Here is a 25,673-nt window from a genome sequence, read left to right as displayed (position 1 = left end):
CTTTGAGGCTCATTTAATTAACCCCCAATGAGAAACATGAAAAAGAATCTTTTATTCATCTTTGCCGCTCTATTTACTTTTTCGGCACAAGCTCAGAATACGTTGAAACTGATGAGCTACAATATCAAGAATGCAAACGGTATGGATAATGTATGTAATTTCCAGCGTATAGCGAATGTTATAAACAATGCATCCCCGGATGTGGTGGCTATACAGGAAGTTGACAGCATGACAAACCGAAGCGGGCAGAAGTATGTGTTGGGCGAAATTGCCGACCGTACTCAAATGCATGGTTATTTTGCACCTGCAATAGACTATGACGGAGGAAAATATGGGATCGGACTGTTGACGAAACAAGTCCCGCTTCGTTTGCAGACCTTACCTTTGCCGGGAAGGGAAGAAGCGCGTACATTGATTCTGGCGGAATTTACCGATTATATCTATTGCTGCACTCACATGTCGCTGACCGAAGAAGACCGTATGAAATCATTAGAGCTGGTGAAAGCTTTCACTTCCTCCTCTACCAAGCCTCTCTTTCTGGCCGGTGACATGAATGCCGAACCGGAATCCGGCTTTATCAAAGAACTGCAAAAGGATTTTCAGATACTCTCTAATCCGAAACAGCATACATTCCCTGCGCCTGATCCTAAAGAGACGATAGATTACATTGCTACGCTAAAGCAGAATGCGAAAGGATTTGCTGTGATATCTGCAAAAGTCATAAATGAACCGATGGCTTCCGATCATCGTCCTATATTGGTGGAACTCCGTACTGCCGAAAAGGCGGATAAGATATTCCGCATGAAACCTTACTTGCAGAATCCGGTAGGCAACGGTATTACAGTGATGTGGGAAACCACCGTTCCTGCTTATTGCTGGGTGGAATATGGAACGGACACTACCCAACTGAAACGTGCACGTACGATTGTCGATGGACAGGTGGTTTGCAATAACTACTTGCACAAAATACGTATAGACGGCCTGCAACCCGGTCAGAAATATTATTACCGTGTATGCTCACAAGAAATTCTGCTTTATCAGGCGTATAAAAAGGTGTTCGGCAATACGGCGCAGTCGGCCTTCAGTGAGTTTACACTTCCGGCAACGGATACAGACTCTTTTACTGCCGTTGTCTTTAATGACCTGCATCAGCATACGCAAACCTTCCGAGCTTTGTGTCAGCAAATCAAGAATGTCAATTATGACTTCGTTGTCTTCAATGGTGACTGTGTAGACGACCCGGTGGACCATAATCAAGCAACCAGTTTTATCAGTGAACTGACAGAAGGAGTGTGTGGCGACCGTATACCGACTTTCTTTATGCGTGGCAACCATGAAATCCGCAATGCCTATTCTATCGGTTTGCGCGACCACTACGACTACGTAGGGGACAGGACTTACGGCTCTTTCAATTGGGGGGATACCCGTATCGTTATGCTGGACTGTGGGGAAGACAAACCGGATGACCATTGGGTGTATTACGGTTTGAATGATTTTACCCAGTTACGTAATGAACAAGTTGATTTCCTGAAAAAGGAGTTGTCTTCCAAAGAATTCAAGAAAGCCGGGAAACGTGTCCTTATTCATCATATTCCTCTTTATGGAAATGACGGAAAGAACCTTTGTGCAAATCTGTGGACCAAACTATTGGAGAAAGCACCTTTCAACATCAGTCTGAATGCACATACTCATAAATATGCTTATCATCCGAAAGGTGAGCTGGGCAACAATTATCCGGTTATTATCGGTGGCGGGTATAAAATGGATGGCACTACGGTGATGATTCTGGAAAAGAAAAAAGACGAACTGAGAGTGAAAGTTCTGAACGCAAAAGGAAAGATTTTACTGGATATTACCGTCTGAAACGATTGGGAATAAAATAAAGGCAGGCTGTCTCGATATAAAGAGGCAGCCTGCTTTGTTGAGTAACCGTAAAATGTTACTTCTTTATATGAATAATACCTGTATATCCTCCTCCTCTGCTCATATCTATGGGCAGTTTTTCGTTCTCCTTGATAACTTGTTCTATTATTTGGGAGTCTTTCGCCTGTTGGCCGGCATTTACTCCATCTATATGTGCTTTTATTTTCTTCGGTCCATTTCCTATGAATGATAAATCAATCTCAATATGCCGTGGGGTAGCTCCGTTGATTACTCCGATATACCATGTATCGTCATGCCGGCGTGCAAGAGCGATATATTCGCCCACTTCTCCCTCCAAAGGGACTGTCTCATCCCAGGTTGTAGGAATACTTTTGATAAATTCAAAACTCCGGAGATTCTCGTCATATTTAGTAGGACTGTCCGAAATCATTTGCAACGGGCTTTCGTAGACTACATACATGGCTAACTGGTGGCTACGTGTGCCCTGACTCATCGGTTCATGTTGATTTTCATAGAATGTTTCCGGATGTGCGTTAAGCATAGCTCCGGGAGTATAGTCCATTGGGCCTACCCACATACGCAGATAAGGGATGATTACATCATGTGTAACCGTGGCTCTTTTGCTCCATTTGTTATACTCCAGTCCTATTACTCCTTCGCGTGTCATCAGATTCGGGTATTTGCGTCTCATGCCCTCGTTGGGGTAAGAACCGTGAAAGTCTACTAATAATTTGTATTGAGTGGCTTTAATAGCTACTTGTTCGTAGAAGTTAACCATTTTGGCATCATTACGGTCCATAAAGTCTATTTTGACTCCCTTCACTCCCCATTTGCTGAATTGTGCAAAAGCCTCATCCATTTGTCGCATGATGTTTACCCATTTCGACCATAACTGGATACCTACTCCTTTTTTTGTTGCATATTCACAGATACGCGGAATGTCAACATCGGGATTGAGGGTTAACAGATCGTTACGTGCCGACCAGCCTTCGTCGATCAGGACATATTCGATGTGATGTTTGGCTGCATAGTCTACCAGATAGAGATATGTATCGGTATTAATGCCACTTTTGAAATTTATATGATAGATATTACGGTCATTCCACCAGTCCCATAATACTTTACCGGGTTTAACCCATGTATAGTCGGCGGCTTGTTCTTTCTCCTCGGAGAGTAAATATATAAGCTCGCTTTGTAATATGGAAGAAGCATTGTCGAAGGTACCGATTACCCGCCATGGAAAGACCCGTTTCCCGCAGGTGGGAATAAGATAATCTTTGCGTGTGGAGGCATAGATTTTATTATCCCCTTCGTATGGCACTTCCTTATCCGGATAATTGGCAAAAATGCCATGGAAGGATTCTTGGGCGGGTTGTAAGTACATTCCCGGATAATTATAGAGATTGGCTTCAGCTAATAATACTTTGTATTTGTCTACTTCAACCATTACAGGAGCTACGGAGAAACTGTCTTTGGGTAATGCATTGATCGGCTTTACCGTATAATCCTGCTCAAACCAGTTTTGTAGCTGGTCGGTTAAAAGAGTGTACGAGGTGTGATCCTGTCCGAAGCGGAAAGATACCGACTCTTTCTTTACAGGCTGTTTATTGTTTGCAGTACTTACGAAACGATAGGCCACTCCGTCATTATAGATTCTGAATTCGATTTTATAGTCTTTGTAAATAAGCTCAACCTGGTTATAATTATCCACTGTCTCTTTATATTTACGCGGTACAATAAATTCCACTTTTTCCGAAACGCTTTTACGAGTTATCTTTCTACATTTGTCTGTTCCCCAAGTGTCGTTTCCGACTGTAAGTGAGAGCGGGCAAGTATCAAGAATCTTTGTTCCATTCCGGGATAAGCTGTAACTGACCTGATTGTCAGTCTCGATAGTTATCACATTTTTCTTGTCCGGCGAACCGGCCTCAATTATTTTAGCAACTGTTATCGAAGGGAAACAGAAGGCTGCTGTTAGTAGGAAAAGAATATGGTTCATTTTCATAATTAGTTTCCTCCGGATAAAACGATGAATGATAATCCTGTGATGAACAGAATAAACATGATTCCTAAAAGTCTGTCGGTTGATTTGGAACTACCGGTGAACTCTTTCCAGATAAATACACCCCATAAGGCGGCAATCATAGGTGCTCCCTGACCGAGAGCGTAGGAGATGGCAGCTCCCGCTTTTCCTGCGGCTATATAGCTTAAAGCAGTTCCCAATCCCCATATACATCCTCCGAGGATACCTACCAGATGTGTGCTTGCTTTTCCTGCAAAATATTCTTTATAGCTTACAGGAGTTCCTACAAACGGGCGTTTCATAACAACTGTATTGAATAGGAAGTTGCTCAGGAAGATACCGATTGAGAATATAAAGAAAGCGGTGTATGGAGTAGCCATGCCCGGAGTCGGAGAGTCAAAATTGTTAAGGTCCATGGCAGCAGCCACAAAACGGTAGAAGAAAGACATAAGTATGCCGGCAATAGCCGCAAGAATAATCCCTTTCTTGCTATTATTATTTCCCTTTTTTTGTTGTCTGCCTGCCGCTATTCCATTGCAGATGATAGCGATAACAATCAAGATTACTCCAGTAAACAACCAGAACGGATCTCCTTTAGGAGTGCTGAAATAGTTGATGAACACACCTAGGACCAAGGCAAGTCCTACGCCCAACGGAAAAGCAACCGCCATTCCGGCTATGGAGACCGAAGCTGAAAGTAAGATGTTGGAAGCATTGAAAATAATTCCTCCGATCAAGGCACTGACTATGTATCTGGTATCTACTTGCCGGATATCTTCCAGAAAACCTCTCCCCGAATCTCCGAAACTTCCGAGTGTGAAAACGAGAAGTAAGGCAAATAATAAGATACCGATTGTATAATCCCAGTAATAAAGCTCATAACGCCAGTTCTTGCTGGCCAGTTTCTGGGTGTTACCCCAGGACCCCCAACATATCATGGTTATGAAGCAAAAGATAATGGCTAGTGTATAACTATTGACTATAAACATGACTCTTTCTTTATTGGTTTATATTCTTTTCTTCTTTCCCTGTCACCTGGCGGACAATGGCACCTAATGTTCTCTGAATATTCTCATTTCCTTGAATCATAAGATATTGATGTTGTCCTTTGTCTGACGCATTAAATAGACTGTGTCCTGCACTGTCTATTGTAATCGTTCCTTTTGTTGACAGTTCAAAATAATCCTTCTCCGGCTCTATGGCCTGTATGACAGAAGTCAAATCCCAAGTTTGCCTGTCGTATGGCATTTTGTCATATATCTGGTAAGATACACAAAGAGGATGTTTGTAAGCGTTCGGGAAATCATTCAAGATACTCTGATGCGGATACAACAATTTGTTGCCTAGTTCCCAGCCGCTTGCAATGACCGGAGTGGGCCATTCGCTGAATACGGTTTGTGCGGCATTTATATCCTGTACTAGATTCCATTCGGGGAAATCGAACTCGTTCCCATAGAGTCCTCCCATTACGGACAACAGCTTCACTTTTTGGGCAACGAGTGATTTGCCGTCCAAAGGACTGTATTCGTCGGCTTCTGAGCATAGCAGGCGTGAAAGGTTCGTTTCCGGTCCTACGGCAATAAATACCACGGAATTATCTGGTTGTGAAGCCAGTAATTTCCGTAATAACTTATATCCTTCCGGCAGATTGTCTTTTATGCTTCTTTGAGGATACAGTATCTTATTGCCTTCAATAATGGTATCCAAAGTCTGGCGGAGATAACCTCCGTCTTCGGGAGTAGCTCCGTTGTATGCATATCCCAATGGAATGTCTCCCCTCTCGTTGAGGCGGCAATATCCGTCAATATATTCAATTGAATAAGGGTTGGACTTGCTGATTGTGATACCTAGCAGATCTATTGTTCCGGCTTTCTCATAGTTGAATAGCATTTGCATAGCCAGCACGTCGTCAATGTCATTGCCGACATCCGTGTCGAATATCACGGGAACAGGAATCTTCGTTTCTGTAGGCTTGTTACAGGCGCTCAAGAAGCAGAACGAAAGGAGTGCAACAGATGTGATATATTTATATATTTTCATGTTACTGATTATTTATCGGGTTGTTTGAATTGATATTTTAAAGACTTGTCACTTTGAATGTCGAAGAATAAATCTGGATTCAGACGGGTATCGGCAACTGATTCACCAATACCGATATAGCCCATTGGATGATAACCGCCTTCGAAATAATTCTCATTGGCAAATCGGAGCGAAGGTTGCATACCGGCCGGATCGAGCACCGTTAAAGCCAGGATATATTTTCCCTTGGCAATGGGGGCGTCAATAGAAATATTCTTTCGGATGTGATAAGTTGGCGGAGCTATTTGGTATTTATGTTCATCTACAGACCAATTATCTCCCGGCATCCATTCGGAGATGTTTACTTCCTCCAATATTTTTCCCCACACTTTTTGATGACTTTCAGGGTCTAGTAAAGCTACTTCTACCGGCCAGTTATAATAGAATGGAGACGATCCGCTGTTGACAACTTTGAAAGAAATAGGGAATTGTGCTCCCACCTTAATTTCTTTCGGGTAAGAGAATTCATTGATAATGAACCGGTACCCCATGGCTTTTTGCAGTATCTCTGCATTTTTCCGGAACTCCGGTTCGTTGAAGTCTGCCCAGGTGATTCCGCCTAGATGATTGCAGTGCAGGTTCCGGATCTGTTCCATGACATATTCCCGGGTATCCTTATCTGCCACCACTTCTTCAAAAGATTTGAACCGGGCTAAATCTCCCCAGTTCCAAGTAATTTCTCCACCTATCGGCTGGGTTTTCCAACGATCACCCAGCTTCTTCATTTCCTCATAACCTCTTACAATCTCTTGGGGTTGAGACCATGAATCCCAATAAATTCCGAATTCATAATCTTTAAATTCATAGGCGTAGCGAACCATTACTTTCTTGTTTTTGAATGCTTTGGCAAAGGCATCTCCCAGGATCTTTTCCATGCCCGGAATCCATGTCCGGTTAGCTACGTGTTCCGGTTCGTCGTGCGGAGCCCAGTAAGTTGAGAGATCCGGATCATGGTGTTCTCCCCATTCGCCGATGATCCCCATTTCTACATACGCTACCCGTGGATCGTTATCCCATGCCTGTCCGAGTTTCTCTACCAGTTTTTTTACGCGCTCAGGAAAAGAAGGATCAAAGTACCCCCCGCTAATGGGGGTATTTTTGTCTTTTTCTTCTACATAGGCGCCCACGGAGTTCGGTTTCTGTTTATAAGGACCTTTTTCCGGATCTATTCCTTTAGGCCAGTGCCAACCGGTCAAGTCGTCCGGATTAGTGGGGTCTTTAGGTTTTCCGCCATGCCAGGGCTCCAGCCATACAAGAAAAACCCGGGGAATTACCTTGACATTTATGTCTTCCACGCCTTTCCATCGATGATTGCTGTAAGCGATAATCTTGTCTACCCCGTCATTGGCGTCATCCTCGATCATATTCCACTGCATATATTCTTTTGTCAGTGAACCGTAAGGGTAGGGATATTCTTCCCTGACCCGGTCGATACCGGGAGCGAAGAATTCCCTGAAGCCTTTCATCGGATTCCTGAATGCATTCGGATACTCCTGGTAAGAAACCGTGACGGTTTGTTCACTACAAGCAGATAACGTTCCGAATGCCATTAGGAGTAATATGTTTCTGATGCTTGATTTCATTAAGCTTATTGGTTATTGGATTTTATATTTCAGGGTTTTATCCTGCCTCATGTCATTAAAACTGCTGACCGGTATCTCAAAATAGATAGGCTCGGTATTGACGCCGATATGTCCCATTGGGTGACGTCCTCCTTCAAAGTAGTTCTGAACGGCGAATCTCAGTGAAGGAAGCATACCGGCCGGATCTAGCACAGCAATAGAGATGATGTAATCTCCCGTATCCAGTTTCTTGTCTAAAGTCAGTTCTTCTTCAACATGGTTCGGAGTAGCCGGTTGGGTATAAACTTTGGTTGAGTTGTTCCAGTTATCTCCCGGCATCCATTGGGATATCTTGGGAGTCTTCAGTGTTTTGCTCCATACAACTTCCTTGGTTTGGGAATTTAGCAGGGATATTTCTACCGGCCAGTCATAATAGAAGGGTGACGAGCCTGTGTTGGTTACGTCAAATGATATTTTGAACGGCTCATCCGGCTTGATACTTGTTGGGTAACTGAAATTGGATAAAACAAAACGGTACCCCATTGTCTTTTGCAATAATTCAGCGTTTGGCTCAAAAGACGGGTCGTTAAAGTTAGCCCAGGTGATACCTCCCAAGTGGTTGCAATGCAAATCACGTATTTGCTGGATGACCAGGTCTCTTGTCTTTTCATCTGCCACCACTTCTTCAAAAGATTTGAATTTATAGAGGCTTCCCCAGTTCCAGGTTATTTCTCCACCTATCGGTTGAGTTTTCCAGCGGTCGCCGAGCTTTTTCATTTCCTCGTAGCCACGCACCTTTTCTTCATCAATAGCCCATGAATCCCAATAGATTCCGAATTCATAATCTTTAAACTCGTACGCATAGCGAACCATTACTTTCTTGTTTTTGAAGGCAGCGGTAAATGCATCTCCCAACACCTTTTCAATGCCCGGTAACCAGGTACGGTTCTCTACATGATTGGGTTGGTCGTGAGGAGCCCATACTGTGGTGATGTCCGGGTCATGATGTTCCCCGAATTCGCCGATAATCCCCATTTCCACATACGCTACCCGCGGATCGTTGTCCCATGCTTGTCCAGCCTTCTCTACCAGTTTTTTCACTCTTTCCTGAAAAGTAGGGTGGCAATAGCCTCCAATAATAGGAGCGTTAAGATCGTCTTCATCGTATGTCTCTCCCGGAATGTCGCTTGGCCAATGCCAACCGTTCAGGTCGTCCGGGTTGTCTGTATAAGTGTTCTTGGCATATCCTCCATGCCAGGGTTCCATCCATACGATATAGATACGTGGGATAACCTTGACATTGATATCTTCTACTCCCTGCCACCTGTGGTTACTGTAAGCTATAATCTTGTCGACACCGTCGCTTTCATTGTTTTCCAGCATATTCCATTGCATATATTCTTTAATGATGGAGCCGTAAGGATACGGATATTCGTCTCTTACCTTGTCATAGCCCGGGCCGAAGAATTCACGTAAACCTTTCATCGGATTTCGTATCGCATAAAGATATTCTGCCGGATTGACCGTAACTCTTCCGTCTTTGACTTCTATAGTTCCTCCCCCTTCGATAGGAGGGAGTATGCCATGGTCTTCTTCTTTACATGAATAAAAGAAGATACTCATCAATAGTCCTGTGATAAAAATAAATTTTTTCATGTGCTAAATGATTTATGTTAATATCCTTCGTTGTTTTCTGTGATAGCGTCATTGGCATCGACGGCTGCCTGTGGAATTGGGTATAGAACATGATAAGGCTGGATGGTGACTCCGGCATGGTCTTTCATATATTCGCCCAGTTTGCCGAAGCGGATTAAATCCCAGCGGCGCAGGTGTTCACAACATAATTCATGTAATCTTTCTTCCAGTACGACTTCGGCAAATTGTTCTTTATTCAGATTATCGGCTGCTGTTATGGAAGTCAGTCCTGCCCTGCCTCGTACTTCATTTAAGGCATCATACTTATCATTACTTGTGTCATCAATGCTGTTCAGCGCTTCCGCTTTCATCAAAAGCACGTCTGCATAACGAATCATTGTAAAATTCAGATTATCATCTTCAATCACATTACCTGTTTCTGCGTCCCAGAATTTGCCGGAAGAAGGAGGTGTCTGGGTGACGCCTGCATATTCTGTGATGAAGAATGCTTTTTTACGTTTATCGTTGTTATCATAAGAATCGTATAAATATTGTGTCGGACCAAATCCGCCCCAGCCGCCAAAGTTGGTCGGTCCGCCTACATTACGAGGTCCCCAATAAGAATGCTGGATACTTCCCTCCAGTCCCCATGAACCGGAATGCTTGAATTGAATTTCAAATATATTCTCATATTCCTGATTCTTGTTTTTAGGATCGAATATATCCTTTAGATTATCGTACAATTTGAATTTGCCTTCGAGCATCCGGCAGTATTTTAATGCTTCTTCCGGTTTTCCCCACTGAAGGTAAATGCGTGCCAGCAAAGCTTGGGCAGCGTATGAAGTGGCTCTTCCTTTATCTTGGGCATTCGGCCAGGAGGTAGGGAGGCCGAGAGCTGCTTCCATATCCTGCGTAATCAGTGTGTAAACTTCGTCAACCGTAGCGCGCGGTCTCATGATTTCACTTCTGTCAATGGATGATTTTGTCCATAAGGGAACTCCACCGTACATTCTTACTAAGTCGAAATAGTAGATCGCTCTTAAAAAACGAGCTTGCATAATCATGGAATTATGAAGATCCGCACTGACTGCATCCGAAGGCATATCAATAACTGCATTGCAACGTTTGATACCTTCGTAACAGAGCCGATAGTGATTGTCCAGGAATTCGTGTGAAGCGGAAAAAGTATAGTAATGCAATTGGGAATAAGCCGCCCAACCCATATCAAACGGAATTACTTCATCTGTTCCGAATTCAGTAAGGGTAATGGTATATTTCCCGACAAAGACTTCCTGGAGCGTGCCATAAGCGGCATAAAGAGTTTGCTGCCAGTCTTCCGGTTTTTCATAAGCATTTTCCGGTGTTAGTACACTTTGGGGTGTCAAGTCAAGAAAGTTGTCGCAACTACATAATGTCAGGCAACTGAAAGCTAATATTGATAAATATTTTTTCATAATGTTTCTGTTTTTAGAAGTTAAGAGAAATACCACCGATAAAGCTACGGGCGTTCGGATAAGGATTGGTATTGTCGCTGGACTCTACATCAAATCCCGTAAATTCCGTAGCTGTGAATAGGTTTTGTACAGAGAAATAAACTCTGATATTTGAGGCTTTGATATTTCTGATGACGTTTTTCGGCAAGCTATAACCAATTTCCAGATTACGGAGGCGGAGATAATCACCTTTTTGGAGATTGGCGTCGGTACCATCTCCGTTGGCATAAGCACTACCAACTCTCGGAGCCGGATATTTGTTGTTCGGTCTGTCTTGTCTCCAATAATATTTGTAATAGTTTTCACTCATGTTTCCCCATACATTGAAAGAATTGAGGTAACGGTTCAGTGAATTGTTGATTTTATGTCCTCCTGCAAAAGTAAAGAACGCGGTAAGGTCAATACCTTTATATGAGAATGTATTCGTAAAGCTACCATAATATTTGGGAGTGGAAACTCCGCAGAAATCACGGTCTTCTCCGTTGATGACATAGTCTTTCTTGGCATCCAGAATCTTGCGGTCACCGGGTTGGGCATTGTACTTGGCAGCTTCGGCAGCTTCATTGGTTTGCCAGATACCTTCGGATTTCAATAAGTAGAACTGTCCGATAGGACGTCCCACAAACAATGTTTTATTGACATCTTGTTTGCCGTCATAAAGTTCTTTGATCTTATTGTTATTATAAGAAATCATGAAGGCAGTTGTCCATAAGAAGTCTTTGGTACTGATGTTGACCGTGTTCAGCGTAAATTCAATACCTTTGTTATCAATTTTGCCGATATTGGTAAGTGAAGTTCCGAAGCCGGATTCCAACGGAAGGGGTACTTCCCATAGCAGGTCAGTCGTACGCTTATAGTAGGCCTCGATCGTACCGGCTATCCGATTGTTGAATAACCCGAAGTCAATACCCAAGTCTAGTTGGTTGGCTTTTTCCCAAGTCAGTTCCGGGTTCGAAATAGAGGTTTGTACGGAGCCGGTTACCAGGTTATTACCTAAAATGTAATTGGCGGAAGCTCCTCCGAGGGCGATTGTCGGGGCATAAGCAAAATCTCCGATATTCTGGTTACCCAGTTTGCCGGCGCTGATTCTTAACTTCAGGTTGCTGATGACCGGAGCGTTTTCTTTGATGAAACTTTCTTCAGAAGCACGCCATGCAAGAGCCAGTGACGGAAAGAATCCCCATCGGTGTCCCGGAGCAAAACGGGAAGAACCGTCGCCGCGCATCGTCAATGTTGCCAAATAGCGGTTGCTGAAATTATAATTGAATCGTCCGTAGAAAGACACCAGAGAAGATGGGACTGCATACGAAGAGTTCGGTCCATGTTCTTCCGCTCCTTGCAAATTGTAATACTTGAGAATAGATGATAACTTTTTGGAGTCGGCGGTTACTTCTTCATAATCTGTTCTGGAAGCGGAGAAACCTGCCATTGCAGAAAGTTGATGTTCTTTATTGATGTCAAATGAATAAGTGGCAGTGTTCTCTGTTTGCCAATATCTTTTCTTGTTCGACATCACATTAGCATGGCCACCAGCCGTATAATGCTGTCCCATACGGCCGTCTTCGTAAGTATTTACTTTATAAAAGACAAGTTCTCCGCCGTTATCGGAACGTAATTTCAAGTTCTTTATCGGTTCTATCTCGATGTAGGCGGAACCTACGAATCTGGACTTGAGTGTGGCTTTGTCAAGCAGGTCAACAATAGCCACCGGATTTGCTCTCGTGTTGAGGAAACCATCGAAGTATTCTCCGTCTTCGGTATAGATAGGAGCTGTCGGTTGTGAACTAATGGCACTGAACATAGTTCCGTATCCCGAATCGGCTTCTTCATTGATATTCATGAGCTTTGACTCAATGACATTGAAACGTACACCGTATCTCAGCCACTTGTTTAGTTTGGCATCCATATTATATCGGACGGTCAGCTTATTGAAAGACGAGTTTTTGATCGTACCTTTCTGATCATACCAGTCTACTCCTAAAAAGTGTTGTATATCGTTCTTCCCTCCGGAAATCGAGAAGTTATAGTTTTGGTATTGCCCGTTTTGGGTCACTGCGTCCTGCCAGTCGGTCGATTCACCACGGCTTAGCAAGCGTAGTTCTTCTGATGTCCATTTGTAGTTAGGCTGGGCAATGGATACTAATTCATAGTATTGCTGTGCGTTCATCAAATCTTGCTTGTTCAACATTCGTTGCGTACCGAAAGAGGCATTCAGGGAGATTTTGGCTTTTCCGCTTGTACCCTTCTTGGTAGTCACGAGTACTACGCCATTAGAACCTCTCGAGCCATAGATAGATGCGGAAGAAGCGTCTTTTAATATTTCGATAGATTCAATATCACCGGAAGATAAATCCTGCAAACCTCCTTGTACGGGAATACCGTCGACGATGTATAACGGCTCGCTGCCGGCTCGGAGCGAACCTACTCCACGAATAACGACAGAAGCATCTCCACCCGGTTTTACGGAGCCGGTAGTGACTTGCACGCCGGCGGCAAGTCCTTGCAGGGCAGTTGTCACTGTTCCTACTTTGGAGTTAGTAAGATTTTCTGATTTGATAGAGGCAACGGCACCCGTTAAATCGCTCTTTTTGGCAATACCATACCCGATTGCCACTACTTCGTCCAGATTAATGGCGTCTGCTGCCATTTGTATATTAATGACATTTTGCTTTCCTACGGTAACAGATTGTTTTACCATACCCACGAAAGTAAACTCCAGAACATTTCCTCTTTGGGCCCTGATGCTGTAGTTGCCGTTTGCATCACTTACTGTTCCTGTTTGAGTACCTTTTATGGTTATAGATACACCTGGCAATGTTTCATTACTCGTGTCGGTAACGGTTCCTCTAATGTTGATTGTCTGTGCATGTAATACACTGGCAAAAAAGATGGCTATAAATAATATAATGTGTTTTTTCATGACGCTTATTTTATAGGATTGTTAGTTAATAGGCCCGGATAGGAAGAACACCAATTTTCCAACCGCTTTTTGAGCAGATTTCAGAAACGATATTAGTCTCTTCGTAGAAGTTCACATAATAGGCAGACCAGCCGGCTTCCCCGTCGCCTTCACTTGAAGTCCAGTAATTGTTTGCCGGAATATTGACTCCTTTCTCAGCTAATAAACTTTTAACTTTGAATACTTCGATCAGTTCTTCTCTGGAAGGGAGGAACCAGTCGGCATATACGGCATTTCCTTCAGTGACACTGTTGTCCAGACAAAGTTGGGCGGCAATTTTGACTCCTTGCCACTCGGGCCAGTTGTTCGCACTTTGCAATGCATTAAACTTTTTGACTATATTTTGAGTGTTTGTATAGCCGCTTCCCATGTTTTGACTCGTTCCGGCCGCGTCCGACGGATTTACCTCCGGACCGAATTGTTCTGTTCCCGTACCGATGTTACTCATGTTTACGATATATCCGTGTGCCTTTGCAGCGTCCACCCAGAATACAACACCTCCTCCGAGTTTGTCGCCAACATTCGTCTCGATAGTGATTGTTCCAAGATTACTTTTCCGTTCTCCCCTGATAATCATAATAGAGTTTACCCCGTATAATCCTTCCGGAAGTGTAAATTCTACTCCTTCTTCATTAAGAGTTAATGGCAGATTGTATTCGACGCCTGTCGGGTAGAAAGAAGCATATAATACGGCGACGTCCCCTGCTTCAAATCCTTTTCCCTGAATCTCGACTTTGCTCTTGGGCTGTACATTACCTGAAGGGAGAACGATATCAATGATCGGAACAACGAAAGGTACTTTGAAAGTTCCGTTTAAAACGGTCTGTTTCCCTGCTCTTTCAATTGTTACGGTATACTCGCCGCCTGCTTCTACCGGGACGATAAACTTCAGGTAACTGTCTGTAATCTCCGTGACTTCTACCTTTTCTTTCTGGTTGTCAGCGTTACTTAAATAGACTATATCTTCTTTTGCAAAACCGAGTCCGTTGATTTGCGCAACCTGACCGGGGATGATGTCATTTTCCGAAGGAAATTTTATTTCCTTTAGAATGGGGGCTATGGGAGTAGCGGTGTGTTCGTCGTCGCTATCACAACTATAAAAGCTGCATACTATCAAGCCCGATAAAATAGGGATGAGTAGTCGTTTCAAATAGGTTTTCATGGTTCATTAAATTTAAAAGTTGAACGATAAGGCTAATTCTTTTTCAAGCATGAAGTGCTTCACTTCATCGAGAGTGGGAATAGACGGTTGTGCACCCGAGCGTGTGACTGCAATGGCTGCCGCAGTGTTGGCAAAGTTGAGTGCTTCCCGGTCTATTTCTTTTTTTGCACAAACGACCGCCAATGCGCCGCAAAAAGTGTCACCTGCGGCGATTGTGTCGATCGCATTTACTTTACAACCGGGAAGTTGGATGGTTTCTTTAGCATTTTTCATGTATGCACCTTGGCTTCCCAGTGTGATTACCACATTGCTTGTACCCGCTTTCAGCAATGTTTCGGCTATTTCCTCAAGATTATTATCTGTATAATCTATCCCTGAGATGAATGAAGCTTCCAGCTCATTGACGACTAGTATATCAATGGCTTTCATCAGCTCCTCATCGATCAGACAGGCGGGTGCGGGATTGAACAATACCTTTTTACCTTTTTTCTTTGCTGATAGAGCTATTTTTTTTATTGTTTCGTAAGGAATCTCAGCCTGCATGACGATGATGTCGGCTTCGTCAATTACTTTTGAGAAATGGGTGATTGAACCGGGTAATAAAGAATAGTTAGCTCCGGGAGCTACTGCAATGCAGTTCTCACCACTGTCAGCCACAAAAATAAGTGCGGTTCCTGTGGGATGATTGACATCATCAATAATGTAATCGGTGGTGATACCTTCTTTCTTAAAGTGATTTTTTAAAATATCCGCATACATATCATTCCCCAAAGAGGTGACAAACGTCACAAAGCCGCCAAGCCTGGCTGCCGCCACAGCCTGGTTGGCTCCTTTGCCTCCGAGGGACTGCATGAAATTTGCATCTCCGACTGTTTCGCCGGGTGCCGGGAGATGGCTGACTTGTGCAACCATGTCGATGTTTGAACTTCCAATAACTACTACTTTCATTTGAATCAGATTTATGTGATAGACCTAGGCTTTTTCTTTATTCTATAAGTTGACTTCCCTTTTGTATGGAATAGCACTCTGGGCACCGATGCGTGTGACGGCAATGGCGGCCGCTGCATTTGCGAATTTTACGGATTCGGCCAACGAATGTCCTTGGGATAGATACACACTGAATGCTCCGCAGAAGACATCTCCTGCTCCGGTTGTGTCGATCGTCTCTACTTCTTTTGCAGGAATCATGGTATATTCGTCCTTTTCTTTCACGTAGGCTCCGTCTTTTCCCAAAGTAATGACAACATTTTCTATACCTTTCTCTCCGATAGCTTTAGCTGCCCGGTGCGCACTCTCAACATCCATTACTTTTATTCCTGATAGCATTTCTGCTTCTATACGATTAGGCAATATAGTATGTACATTATTTAAAAAGGAGTTGCTCAACGTAGAGGCAGGCGCTGGATTGAGTATTACTTTCTTACCGTATCGGTTGGCAATAGTAGCCGCGTACTCTACTGTATCTATCGGAACTTCAAGCTGCATGAGTATAATATCGGCTTCCTTGATTTTTTCTTCCGCTTTATTGATATCTTCTGTTGAAAGCGAACGGCTGGCACCCGGTGCTACAATAATACTGTTTTCACCAAACGAATCGACAGAAATAAGAGCTACTCCTGACGGGCTTTTCTGATCGGTGAATATAAATTCAGTATTGATTTTCTCAGATCTGTATATTTCCAAAGCTTGCAGCCCGAATAGATCGTAACCAATTTTGGAGATAAAGGTGACTTCCGCTCCCAACCGGGCCGCTGCGATTGCCTGATTGGCTCCTTTTCCTCCGGGGTTCATATAGAAAGTTCCACCTAGAATGGTTTCTCCGGGGACAGGTAGTCTGTTGGCTTTCACAACCATATCGGTATTACAGCTTCCGATAACTACGATTTTGGGTCGATTGCTAGATATAGTTTCCATAATATTAATAATTAAGATGATGCAAATAAAAGGAATAATAACGCGTCGTTTTTTACATTAATATTCCATTTATATAATTTCAAATTATATATTTAGGATGAAATATCCTGTTTAAAAATAATTTATGGATTGTATTGTTGTGTGGAATTATATAATTACAAACGGATAAAGTGAAAATAAGGAGAGCGTTTTAGTGTTGTGAGTTTAGATGATCTGCTTTTTCTTTTTAGATTTCTTTAGCATTTGTGTGCCGTTTAAGAACATCAGACAGTTTTTCTTTTCGTATTTTTGATTCTATCCATGCGGTAAAATCGAAAATGCGTAATAGCTGATTTTCGTATTTATCATTGTATAATTCATGAATTTCGGGATATAACTTTTCCCAGAAATCTTCCCGGTCTTTTCTTAGAATAGGCAGATTACTTTTATTTAAGAACCATAAAACCGTATGCTCTGTTTTGAAAGTCTGCTCTTTGGGAGAAGACAGGCTGCGGGTAATAGAACGGGATTCGTGTCGTATCAATTCAAATTCTTGTGTCTCATAGTAAGCTATAAGACGAACCAGACGAATGGTTCTCATTAATGGCAGGTATTTGATATTATGATCTATAATGGCATTACTGATATATTTTTTTGCGGCCTTGTAATTTTGGTTCCCGATGTGTATGAGGGTTGTGTAAAGTAATAGCTCGCTTTTACGAATCGGACTTAACCATGCTTCTTTATCATAAAGTGTTTCCTGATAACGGCTCATGAGTTCTGTACATTCAGCAAAGTTCCCTTTGTCGAGGTAAGGAAATAGCTCATATTGGAAAAGCAGGCAAGTTGCATTTATCTTAAATTCCAATGAAGAATCCTCTGCGATTAACTTTCTTAATTTCTCCAGGAAATAGGGTATCTCATTATAATTTCCAACCGACCGCAGACTACCGAGTACTCCTTCAAGTACAGATAAATAGTAAATGGGGGGATTCGACCAGAATTGCTGATTCTGTTCAAATAATGAGTTAAGCTCTTTGTATGAATTTAAGGCAGCTCGGTAATCTCCCGCCCCCATTAGATAGTTTGCTTGAAAGAGTTTATGGTTTCGTGTCAATTCAAAGTTTCCTTCCGCGTCTGAAGAAGCGGCTATATATAGCTCGTTGACCATAAGGTCGTTCATATCTTGTTTTTGCTTCGCAGTTCGTATGGAGCCGATATGAGAGAGGCGGTATTTTAGTAAATTGTGCAGAGAAGATTGCTCCGTTATTTTTCGGATTTTCTTTAAAGATTCATTCTGGATAAAATGTTTATGAAAAAGCTCCTGTTCTGTCATGTTGGGGAAATTCAGCCGTAGCAGATATTCCAGTTCCTGTTTTTGGGCAATTGTCAGTATCTCATTGTTTTCGTAGAATTGAGCTTGCTCAATCGTGTTGGATAGAATCTCGAAACATTCTTCGAACAGAGAGCGCTCATACAACATACGGGCTTTGCATAGATCATTCAGCAGATCATAATAGATGTCTTTCTTCTTCCTTAATGTGAGCAGCGTGTCTACCAGTTTCTCATATAAATATTGAATGGATACTTCGAAGGAGCCTCTCGGCCTGCGCTTATAAAATTCTTCTTTCACTGTATTTCCGTTGGGTTGTTTACTCTTCGTGATAATGTCGTAAATCACAAGATAGTCCTTCTCCTCCTTGTCTTTAACGACCTGCAAGGAGAAGTGTTTCTTTTCTGATTTTGATAAAGAGTATATTAGGGAGATAACGGAATCGACTCTTTTCATGAAAGTCCTTTCAATTAGTATTAGATTGCAATATTCGGGAATTTCTGTGAAAAAAGCAAGTTATTCAAGAAATTAACACATCCGGTTTAAGCGGACTCAGACCGGATTTGTCTCTAAATATTAATGAGTTCTTTGCAACATTAACTATACTCTATCATTCGAAGAACTCTAGTCCTTCGAATGATAAACTTCAGTTCTTCGAATAAAATTATACATTCAAAGTTATTAATATTTTTAGGTAAAGGTGTTATTTTGTACATTTAATGAGAAAATATTATTTTCTTTCCATGTTTTTACGGGAAAAACTATACCTTCGAAGCACATTTATTTAATATTAAAGAAGAAATGTTGGATTTAAAACAGCTCACAGGCGATGTATGCCGTATCGCAACCGAAGCCGGGCATTTTTTGAAAGAAGAGCGGAAGAATTTCCGTCGTGAGAGTGTGGTGGAGAAACATGCACACGATTATGTGTCTTATGTAGATAAAGAATCAGAGGTACGGATAGTGAAGGCTCTTTCCGCTTTGTTACCCGAAGCTGGCTTTATAACGGAGGAAGGCTCTGCTACTTATCAGGATGAACCTTATTGCTGGGTTATTGATCCGCTGGACGGAACAACGAATTATATTCACGATGAGGCTCCTTACTGTGTATGTATTGCTTTGCGTAGTCGCACCGAACTGCTCTTGGGTGTTGTATATGAAGTTTGCCGGGACGAATGTTTCTGTGCATGGAGAGGGGGAAAGGCCTTTATGAACGGGGAAGAAATACACGTTTCAGGTGTTCGGGATATAAAAGATGCATTTGTCTTTGCTGAGTTGCCATATAATGCCCAACAATACAAACAGACAGCTCTCCACTTGATAGATAAACTTTACGGAGTAGTGGGCGGCATTCGTATGAATGGCTCTGCCGCTGCCGCGATTTGTTATGTTGCTATGGGGCGTTTTGATGCGTGGGCGGAAGCTTTTCTCGGAAAATGGGATTATTCGGCAGCGGCTTTGATTGTGCAGGAAGCCGGTGGGCGGGTTACCGATTTTTGTGGTAACGGACACTTCATGGACGGCCATCATATTATAGCGACTAACGGATATTTGCATTCTGTATATCAACAGCTTATTGCGGAAGTCCCTCCATTGGATATGTAACGATATTGTAGCCTTCAATTCTCTATGATTATGAAACACACATTTCTTGTTAAAGAATGGTTTGGGGCATTTCTTTCCCTCTTATTCCCTCGTTGTTGCGTTGTCTGCGGCAGGGCATTGGCAAAAGGGGAAGAATGTATTTGTGCTGTGTGCAATATGGATTTACCACGTACCGATTATCATCTTCGAAGAGATAATCCGGTTGAGTTACTATTCTGGGGAAAGTTTCCTTTGGAACGGGCTACGTCTTTTTTCTACTATCGGAAAGGGAGTGATTTTCGACGGATACTACATTTGCTTAAATATGGGGGGCAGAAAGAGATAGGAGCCATCATGGGACGATACATGGCTGCGGAATTGATAGAGTCCGGTTTCTTTCAGGGAATCGATGTGATAATTCCGATTCCGCTGCATGAGACGAAACAACGCATCCGTGGCTATAATCAGAGTGAATGGATAGCGCGGGGAATTGCTGCCGTGACTGGAATCCCCGTCGATACGGAAGCTGTTGTACGTCGGAAATATACGGAAACGCAAACGCGTAAATCTATTTTTGAACGTTGGGAGAATGTAGAGGGAATCTTCGAATTGCATCATGCTGAATCCTTGATTGGAAAACACGTGTTAATAGTGGATGATGTGTTGACAACGGGAGCGACTACCGTAGCATGTGCTTCCCGGATCATGGAAGTAGAGGGTATACGGATAAGTGTGCTGACATTAGCGGTAGCAGATTAAATGTATTCTCTTTAGTAGTACCGGATAATCGAAAAAATAGGGGGATATTCCTTTTGTGGAGTTTGAGGGTGTTAATCCTGAAGATTGTATCTGCATATTTGGAAGAAATGAAAAATGTTATCTTATATTACTTCGTAAACGGATACGCTTTTCGATGCTCTTCTATTCTATAATGCAGTTTTCTCTATTTTTACAACCAGCTATTCCGCTATTAATAAACTTGATTTCTGTTTATAATAAACTTTTGGATAGTTTATTATAAACGCTATCCGAGTTTATTAAAAACTATTTTTCCCGTTTTTCGAAAATGGATTAAATATTTTAAGTAAAAATATAAACAAAATAGGACAATAATCGTTAGACTATTGCCCTATATCATATCTATCCTGATACTAAAATATATCAGTCGGAATGTTGTTTATGTATCTATTTTTCTTATATTTATCATGCTGTTTATCACTTTTATTTCTTCAAAGATACAAAATAAAAAGTCGTTTGTCAAGTATTTCAGAAGAAAAGCAGACTATTCATGCACGGCTGAGATAATAAGGGGCTATCAGTAAGCTTCACTAACTTCTTACCCATAGACTTGTCGTTTAGTTAGGTTTCAACAAACTTACTCTATTTTCATGTGGTATCCAATTTTGTTCAGTTAATGAAACAAAATACAGGGTATTGGCTTATCTAAAGGGCTTGATTCTTTGCATAAAAATACTAATTCATGCATGAAATAAGAAAATCTTATTTTTCTTCTATGCTTTTTGCGGGAAAAACTATAACTTCGGAGCGCTTTTGATAACCCGTGGAATTGTTGTTGTGACAGGAATTCCTTATAGATACTCAAGAAAAGATAGAAAAACGCATGAGAAAAATTGTAGTTTTATTTGTTGTGGCATTTTGCCTGCTCTCCACAGGAATGAGAGCTCAACACACATTTGTACATAAACAATCATCGACCTACGAATGGCCGGAAGACTCTCTCGTATTGAAGAAACTGGACCAGTGGCGTGATTTGAAGTTCGGTGTTATTTTTCACTGGGGACTTTATGCCGTGCCTGGTATTGTTGAATCGTGGGCTCTGTGTTCCGAAGATGTGGACTGGATCAGTCGTTACGGTCACAATAACTATCAAGAGTTTAAGGATTGGTATTGGAACGGATTGAGTAAGCAGTTCAATCCGACTGAATTCGAACCTGCCCAATGGGCGGAAGTGACGAAGCAAGCCGGTATGAAATACATGATTTTTACGACTAAACATCATGATGGCTTTTGTATGTTCGATAGTCAATACACGGATTTTTCCATATCCCGGTGTGCTTTTAAGGAGCATCCGAAAGCGGATGTTGCCAAGTATGTATTCGAAGCCTTCAGAAAGGAAGGGTTTATGACAGGCGCTTATTTTTCAAAACCGGACTGGCATAATCAGGACTATTGGTGGGATTATTTCGCTACACCTAATCGGAATGTGAATTACAAGATAGAACGTCATCCTGAGAAATGGGAAGCTTTTAAAACATATACACATAACCAGATTGGTGAACTGATGAGCAATTATGGAACGATTGATATCCTATGGTTGGATGGCGGGTGGGTTTCTCCTCGTAACAATCAGGATATCGATATGCCGCAGATTGCTGCTATGGCGCGTGCAAAACAACCTGGCCTTTTGGTGGTAGACCGCACTATTCATGGTAAATATGAGAACTATCAGACACCGGAACAAAAAATTCCTGAGCATCAGCTTCCCTATCCATGGGAAAGTTGTGTGACGTTGACTACGGATTGGGGCTGGGTAAAGAATCCGGTTTATAAAACACCTAACCGGATTATCTCCATTCTGATGGAAGTGGTTGCCAAAGGCGGAAATTTACTTCTTGGAGTAGGACCTACTGCCGAAGGCCTTATCGAACAACCTACTGTAAAACGTTTGCAGGAGATTGGACGCTGGATGCAGAAAAATGGGAAGGCTATTTACCATACCCGGATCACCCCCAATTACCATTGTGGGAATGTTTGGTTCACTGCCGATAAGAATGGCAGAACCCTTTATGCGTTATACGCTTTGCCTGAAGGAGAAACGCTGCCTGCTGTCATTGAGTGGGAGGGGAATGTTCCTGAGCGTGGTACAAGTGTCAGACTGTTGTCCACAGGACAACGTATGAAATGGATAGAAAGAGATGGGAAAGTGGCAGTGACATTACCTGCTAATTTGGCAGGTAGCACCGAGCCTATTGCTCTTCAGTTCGATACTCCTTTGCCGAAACAAAACAAGAAGTGATAATAAAAAAGCCACCCATTTAGGTGGCTTCTTTTTTGCTCTTCCTCTTGGACTTGAACCAAGGACCCTCTGATTAACAGTCAGATGCTCTAACCGACTGAGCTAAGGAAGAATGTTTGCAACTAAGATTTCTAACTTTGCTCTTCCTCTTGGACTTGAACCAAGGACCCTCTGATTAACAGTCAGATGCTCTAACCGACTGAGCTAAGGAAGAATGTTTTTCTCAATTGCGATGCAAAAGTAGTAGGTTTTTTTGAAATATGCAATATCTTTGCAAAAAAAATATTTGAAATGGACAAAATAATAGGATTGGGCAACGCCCTGGTAGACGTACTTGCAACCCTAGAGGATGATACGCTCCTGGAGGAAATGGGATTACCCAAAGGAAGCATGCAACTGATTGATGACGCTAAGTTACAGCAGATTAACACGAGATTTTCACAAATGAAAACCCACCAGGCAACGGGTGGATCGGCAGGAAATGCCATACTTGGGCTGGCTTGTCTCGGTGCCGGAACAGGATTTATAGGAAAAATAGGAAATGATCATTTTGGGGATTTTTTTCGTAATAATCTTCAGAAAAATGATATTGAGGATAAATTATTGATCTCGGAACAACTTCCTTCCGGTGTTGCATCTACTTTTATTTCACCGGATGGAGAACGTACTTTTGGTACTTATTTGGGAGCGGCTGCTTCTTTAAGGGCAGAAGAACTGACTCTTGATATGTTTAAAGGGTATGCTTACTTATTTATAGAAGGTTATCTGGTACAAGACCATGAAATGATTCTTCATGCCATTGAACTGGCAAAAGAAGCAGGATTGCAGATTTGTCTCGATATGGCAAGTTATAATATTGTAGCTAATGATATGGAGTTTTTCTCCTTATTAATAAATAAATACGTGGACATTGTCTTTGCGAACGAAGAAGAAGCGAAGGCTTTCACGGGGAAGGAGCCGAAAGAGGCTTTAGGAGTGATTGCCAAAAAATGCAGTATTGCTATCGTAAAAGTTGGTGCGGAAGGTTCTTATATTCGTAAAGGAACGGAAGAAATTAAGGTTTCTGCTATCCCGGTAGAGAAGGTCGTGGATACTACCGGTGCGGGGGACTATTTTGCTTCCGGTTTTCTATATGGATTGACATGTGGATATTCGTTGGAGAAGTGTGCTAAAATAGGTTCTATTCTATCGGGAAATGTTATTCAGGTAATCGGAACATCCATGCCGCAAGAACGTTGGGATGAAATTAAGTTAAATATTAACAGGATTCTGGCGGAATAACCAGGGATTGAGTTACTTTTACAACTCATTTATATTGAAAGAAGTATGAAAAAATTGCTGAGTGGGCGGATAGCTATTGTTGTAGTAGCCGTGATAGCTACGGTAGCTTTCTTTAGTTTCAAGAGTGGAGACGACCGCAATTTCCAGATTGCCAAGAATTTGGATATATTCAATGCGATTGTGAAAGAGCTGGATATGTTCTATGTAGATACAATTGACCCGAACAAGACCATTCGGGAAGGGATTGACAATATGCTTTTCACGCTGGATCCTTATACGGAGTATTTTCCGGAAGAAGACCAGAGTGAACTGGAACAGATGATTAAAGGCTCATTCGGTGGTATCGGTTCTTACATTGCTTATAATACAAAGCTCAAACGTTCGATGATTTCCGAACCTTTCGAAGGTACACCTGCCGCGAAAGCCGGATTGAAAGCCGGAGATATTCTAATGGAAATCGATGGCAAGGATCTTGCGGGTAAGAACAATGCGGAAGTCAGCCAGATGTTGCGCGGACAGGCTGGAACCAGTTTTAAATTGAAAGTGAACCGTCCCAATGCGAAGGGAGGAAATACACCGATGGAATTTACGATTGTACGTGAATCTATTCAAAATCCGGCGATTCCTTATGCTGCTGTGCTGGATAATCAGGTAGGATATATTAATTTGAGTACTTTCTCCGGTAATCCTTCTAAGGAGTTTAAGAAGGCGTTTCTGGATTTAAAGAAACAAGGGGCTACTTCGTTGGTAATTGACCTTCGCGGGAATGGCGGCGGCTTGTTGGATGAGGCGGTGGAAATTGCTAACTATTTCTTACCACGTGGAAAAGTGATTGTAACAACAAAAGGTAAAATTAAGCAGGCGAGCAATACTTATAAGACTTTACGTGAACCGTTGGATTTGGATATTCCGATTGCTGTATTGGTAAATAGTGGCACAGCTTCTGCTTCTGAGATTCTGTCGGGTTCTTTGCAGGACCTTGACCGTGCTGTAGTTGTCGGCAGTCGTACTTTTGGCAAAGGACTGGTACAGGTGCCCCGTTCTCTGCCTTATGGAGGAACGATGAAAGTGACTACTTCCAAATATTATATTCCAAGCGGACGCTGTGTGCAAGCTATTGACTATAAACACCGGAATGAAGACGGAAGTGTAGGTACTATTCCTGATAGTTTGACGAAAGTGTTCTATACGGCTGCCGGACGTGAAGTGCGCGACGGAGGCGGGGTGATGCCGGATGTTGCTATCAAACAGGAAAAGTTGCCGAATATCCTGTTTTATTTGGTTCGGGATAATCTGATATTCGATTATGCAACTCAGTACTGCCTGAAACATCCTACTATCGTAGAGCCTGAAAAGTTCGAGGTTACGGACGCTGATTATAATGACTTTAAGACATTGGTGAAGAAGGCTGATTTCAAATATGACCAGCAAAGTGAGAAAATTCTGAAAACTTTGAAGGAGGCTGCCGAATTTGAAGGTTATATGGAGGGTGCTTCGGAAGAGTTCAAGGCACTCGAGAAGAAGTTGAACCATGACCTTGAGCGCGATTTAGATTATTTCTCTGGTGATATAAAGAAGATGATAGCTTCTGAAATTATAAAGCGCTATTATTATCAGCGTGGTAATATCATTCAGCAGTTGAAGGATGATGACGGCTTGAAGGAAGCTGTGAAGATTCTGAATGATCCAGCGAAATACAAGGAAATGCTAAGTGCGCCGGTTGCCAAGAAATAGGGTATACGTGTGAT

General features: G+C 42.3%; 17 protein-coding genes and 2 tRNA genes. 6 read left to right on the top strand and 13 right to left on the bottom strand.

Annotated elements, in window-relative coordinates; genetic code table 11:
* Window positions 1-36: 36 nt before the first annotated feature.
* Window positions 37-1,863: an endonuclease/exonuclease/phosphatase family protein gene (locus CGC64_RS02440; RefSeq protein WP_005675270.1), complete on the top strand. Its 1,827-nt coding sequence runs from the start codon at window positions 37-39 to the stop codon at window positions 1,861-1,863.
* Between the two features lie 76 nt (window positions 1,864-1,939).
* Here the strand turns inward: CGC64_RS02440 and CGC64_RS02435 are convergent, their stop codons facing one another.
* The 11 genes from CGC64_RS02435 to CGC64_RS02385 form a co-directional block, all read right to left on the bottom strand.
* Window positions 1,940-3,889, bottom strand: coding sequence for a glycoside hydrolase family 97 protein (locus tag CGC64_RS02435; protein WP_005675273.1), 1,950 nt, complete (start codon window positions 3,887-3,889; stop codon window positions 1,940-1,942).
* 2 nt (window positions 3,890-3,891) lie between these two features.
* Window positions 3,892-4,896 (bottom strand): GRP family sugar transporter, encoded by a 1,005-nt coding sequence (locus CGC64_RS02430; RefSeq protein WP_005675274.1) that lies wholly within the window; start codon window positions 4,894-4,896, stop codon window positions 3,892-3,894.
* Between the two features lie 10 nt (window positions 4,897-4,906).
* Entirely contained in the window at window positions 4,907-5,947 is a 1,041-nt protein-coding gene (locus CGC64_RS02425) for a nucleoside hydrolase (protein WP_005675275.1), read from the bottom strand.
* Window positions 5,948-5,955: 8 nt separating this feature from the next.
* A complete protein-coding gene (locus CGC64_RS19070) occupies window positions 5,956-7,569 on the bottom strand; it encodes a DUF4832 domain-containing protein (RefSeq protein ID WP_005681784.1) in 1,614 nt (537 codons plus the stop codon).
* Between the two features lie 12 nt (window positions 7,570-7,581).
* On the bottom strand, window positions 7,582-9,204 hold the full coding sequence (locus CGC64_RS02415) for a DUF4832 domain-containing protein (RefSeq protein WP_005675277.1): 1,623 nt from the start codon (window positions 9,202-9,204) through the stop codon (window positions 7,582-7,584).
* 17 nt (window positions 9,205-9,221) lie between these two features.
* Window positions 9,222-10,637, bottom strand: a complete 1,416-nt coding sequence (locus tag CGC64_RS02410; protein WP_005675278.1) for a RagB/SusD family nutrient uptake outer membrane protein — start codon at window positions 10,635-10,637, stop codon at window positions 9,222-9,224.
* 13 nt (window positions 10,638-10,650) lie between these two features.
* Window positions 10,651-13,596: a SusC/RagA family TonB-linked outer membrane protein gene (locus CGC64_RS02405; protein ID WP_005675279.1), complete on the bottom strand. Its 2,946-nt coding sequence runs from the start codon at window positions 13,594-13,596 to the stop codon at window positions 10,651-10,653.
* Window positions 13,597-13,621: 25 nt separating this feature from the next.
* A complete protein-coding gene (locus CGC64_RS02400; RefSeq protein ID WP_005675282.1) occupies window positions 13,622-14,797 on the bottom strand; it encodes a DUF1566 domain-containing protein in 1,176 nt (391 codons plus the stop codon).
* Window positions 14,798-14,809: 12 nt separating this feature from the next.
* On the bottom strand, window positions 14,810-15,745 hold the full coding sequence (gene rbsK / locus CGC64_RS02395) for a ribokinase (RefSeq protein ID WP_005675284.1): 936 nt from the start codon (window positions 15,743-15,745) through the stop codon (window positions 14,810-14,812).
* 42 nt (window positions 15,746-15,787) lie between these two features.
* Entirely contained in the window at window positions 15,788-16,711 is a 924-nt protein-coding gene (gene rbsK / locus CGC64_RS02390) for a ribokinase (RefSeq protein WP_005675285.1), read from the bottom strand.
* 226 nt (window positions 16,712-16,937) lie between these two features.
* Window positions 16,938-18,479, bottom strand: coding sequence for a hypothetical protein (locus tag CGC64_RS02385; protein ID WP_005675286.1), 1,542 nt, complete (start codon window positions 18,477-18,479; stop codon window positions 16,938-16,940).
* A gap of 345 nt (window positions 18,480-18,824) precedes the next feature.
* Here CGC64_RS02385 and CGC64_RS02380 point away from each other — a divergent pair, with 345 nt between their 5' ends.
* From CGC64_RS02380 to CGC64_RS02365, 3 genes are all read left to right on the top strand, one after another.
* Window positions 18,825-19,628: an inositol monophosphatase family protein gene (locus CGC64_RS02380; protein ID WP_005675287.1), complete on the top strand. Its 804-nt coding sequence runs from the start codon at window positions 18,825-18,827 to the stop codon at window positions 19,626-19,628.
* Between the two features lie 30 nt (window positions 19,629-19,658).
* On the top strand, window positions 19,659-20,366 hold the full coding sequence (locus tag CGC64_RS02375) for a ComF family protein (protein ID WP_032855003.1): 708 nt from the start codon (window positions 19,659-19,661) through the stop codon (window positions 20,364-20,366).
* A gap of 862 nt (window positions 20,367-21,228) precedes the next feature.
* Complete coding sequence (locus CGC64_RS02365) at window positions 21,229-22,644, top strand: alpha-L-fucosidase (RefSeq protein ID WP_005675289.1); 1,416 nt, start codon at window positions 21,229-21,231, stop codon at window positions 22,642-22,644.
* Between the two features lie 38 nt (window positions 22,645-22,682).
* Here the strand turns inward: CGC64_RS02365 and CGC64_RS02360 are convergent.
* Both CGC64_RS02360 and CGC64_RS02355 read right to left on the bottom strand, forming a co-directional pair.
* Window positions 22,683-22,756 (bottom strand) — tRNA-Asn (locus CGC64_RS02360).
* Window positions 22,757-22,784: 28 nt separating this feature from the next.
* Window positions 22,785-22,858 (bottom strand) — tRNA-Asn (locus CGC64_RS02355).
* Window positions 22,859-22,935: 77 nt separating this feature from the next.
* Between CGC64_RS02355 and CGC64_RS02350 the strand changes: the two genes are divergently transcribed.
* Window positions 22,936-23,925, top strand: a complete 990-nt coding sequence (locus CGC64_RS02350) for an adenosine kinase (RefSeq protein ID WP_005681775.1) — start codon at window positions 22,936-22,938, stop codon at window positions 23,923-23,925.
* A 45-nt stretch (window positions 23,926-23,970) separates the two neighbouring features.
* Window positions 23,971-25,659 carry a S41 family peptidase gene (locus tag CGC64_RS02345; protein ID WP_005675293.1) on the top strand — a complete coding sequence of 563 codons (1,689 nt, stop codon included), beginning with the start codon at window positions 23,971-23,973 and terminating at the stop codon, window positions 25,657-25,659.
* The last annotated feature ends 14 nt before the right edge of the window (window positions 25,660-25,673 follow it).

The organism is Bacteroides caccae (assembly GCF_002222615.2).
In the GTDB taxonomy this organism is placed as follows: domain Bacteria; phylum Bacteroidota; class Bacteroidia; order Bacteroidales; family Bacteroidaceae; genus Bacteroides; species Bacteroides caccae.
This window is presented reverse-complemented; position numbering and strand designations above follow the sequence as displayed.

Excerpts from the sequence above, each read along its gene's own strand:
- CGC64_RS02440 (WP_005675270.1), top strand. The coding sequence starts at position 37 with ATGAAAAAGAATCTTTTATTCATCTTTGCCGCTCTATTTACTTTTTCG.
- CGC64_RS02435 (WP_005675273.1), bottom strand. The coding sequence starts at position 3,889 with ATGAAAATGAACCATATTCTTTTCCTACTAACAGCAGCCTTCTGTTTC.
- CGC64_RS02430 (WP_005675274.1), bottom strand. The coding sequence starts at position 4,896 with ATGTTTATAGTCAATAGTTATACACTAGCCATTATCTTTTGCTTCATA.
- CGC64_RS02425 (WP_005675275.1), bottom strand. The coding sequence starts at position 5,947 with ATGAAAATATATAAATATATCACATCTGTTGCACTCCTTTCGTTCTGC.
- CGC64_RS19070 (WP_005681784.1), bottom strand. The coding sequence starts at position 7,569 with ATGAAATCAAGCATCAGAAACATATTACTCCTAATGGCATTCGGAACG.
- CGC64_RS02415 (WP_005675277.1), bottom strand. The coding sequence starts at position 9,204 with ATGAAAAAATTTATTTTTATCACAGGACTATTGATGAGTATCTTCTTT.
- CGC64_RS02410 (WP_005675278.1), bottom strand. The coding sequence starts at position 10,637 with ATGAAAAAATATTTATCAATATTAGCTTTCAGTTGCCTGACATTATGT.
- CGC64_RS02405 (WP_005675279.1), bottom strand. The coding sequence starts at position 13,596 with ATGAAAAAACACATTATATTATTTATAGCCATCTTTTTTGCCAGTGTA.
- CGC64_RS02400 (WP_005675282.1), bottom strand. The coding sequence starts at position 14,797 with ATGAAAACCTATTTGAAACGACTACTCATCCCTATTTTATCGGGCTTG.
- rbsK (WP_005675284.1), bottom strand. The coding sequence starts at position 15,745 with ATGAAAGTAGTAGTTATTGGAAGTTCAAACATCGACATGGTTGCACAA.
- rbsK (WP_005675285.1), bottom strand. The coding sequence starts at position 16,711 with ATGGAAACTATATCTAGCAATCGACCCAAAATCGTAGTTATCGGAAGC.
- CGC64_RS02385 (WP_005675286.1), bottom strand. The coding sequence starts at position 18,479 with ATGAAAAGAGTCGATTCCGTTATCTCCCTAATATACTCTTTATCAAAA.
- CGC64_RS02380 (WP_005675287.1), top strand. The coding sequence starts at position 18,825 with ATGTTGGATTTAAAACAGCTCACAGGCGATGTATGCCGTATCGCAACC.
- CGC64_RS02375 (WP_032855003.1), top strand. The coding sequence starts at position 19,659 with ATGAAACACACATTTCTTGTTAAAGAATGGTTTGGGGCATTTCTTTCC.
- CGC64_RS02365 (WP_005675289.1), top strand. The coding sequence starts at position 21,229 with ATGAGAAAAATTGTAGTTTTATTTGTTGTGGCATTTTGCCTGCTCTCC.
- CGC64_RS02350 (WP_005681775.1), top strand. The coding sequence starts at position 22,936 with ATGGACAAAATAATAGGATTGGGCAACGCCCTGGTAGACGTACTTGCA.
- CGC64_RS02345 (WP_005675293.1), top strand. The coding sequence starts at position 23,971 with ATGAAAAAATTGCTGAGTGGGCGGATAGCTATTGTTGTAGTAGCCGTG.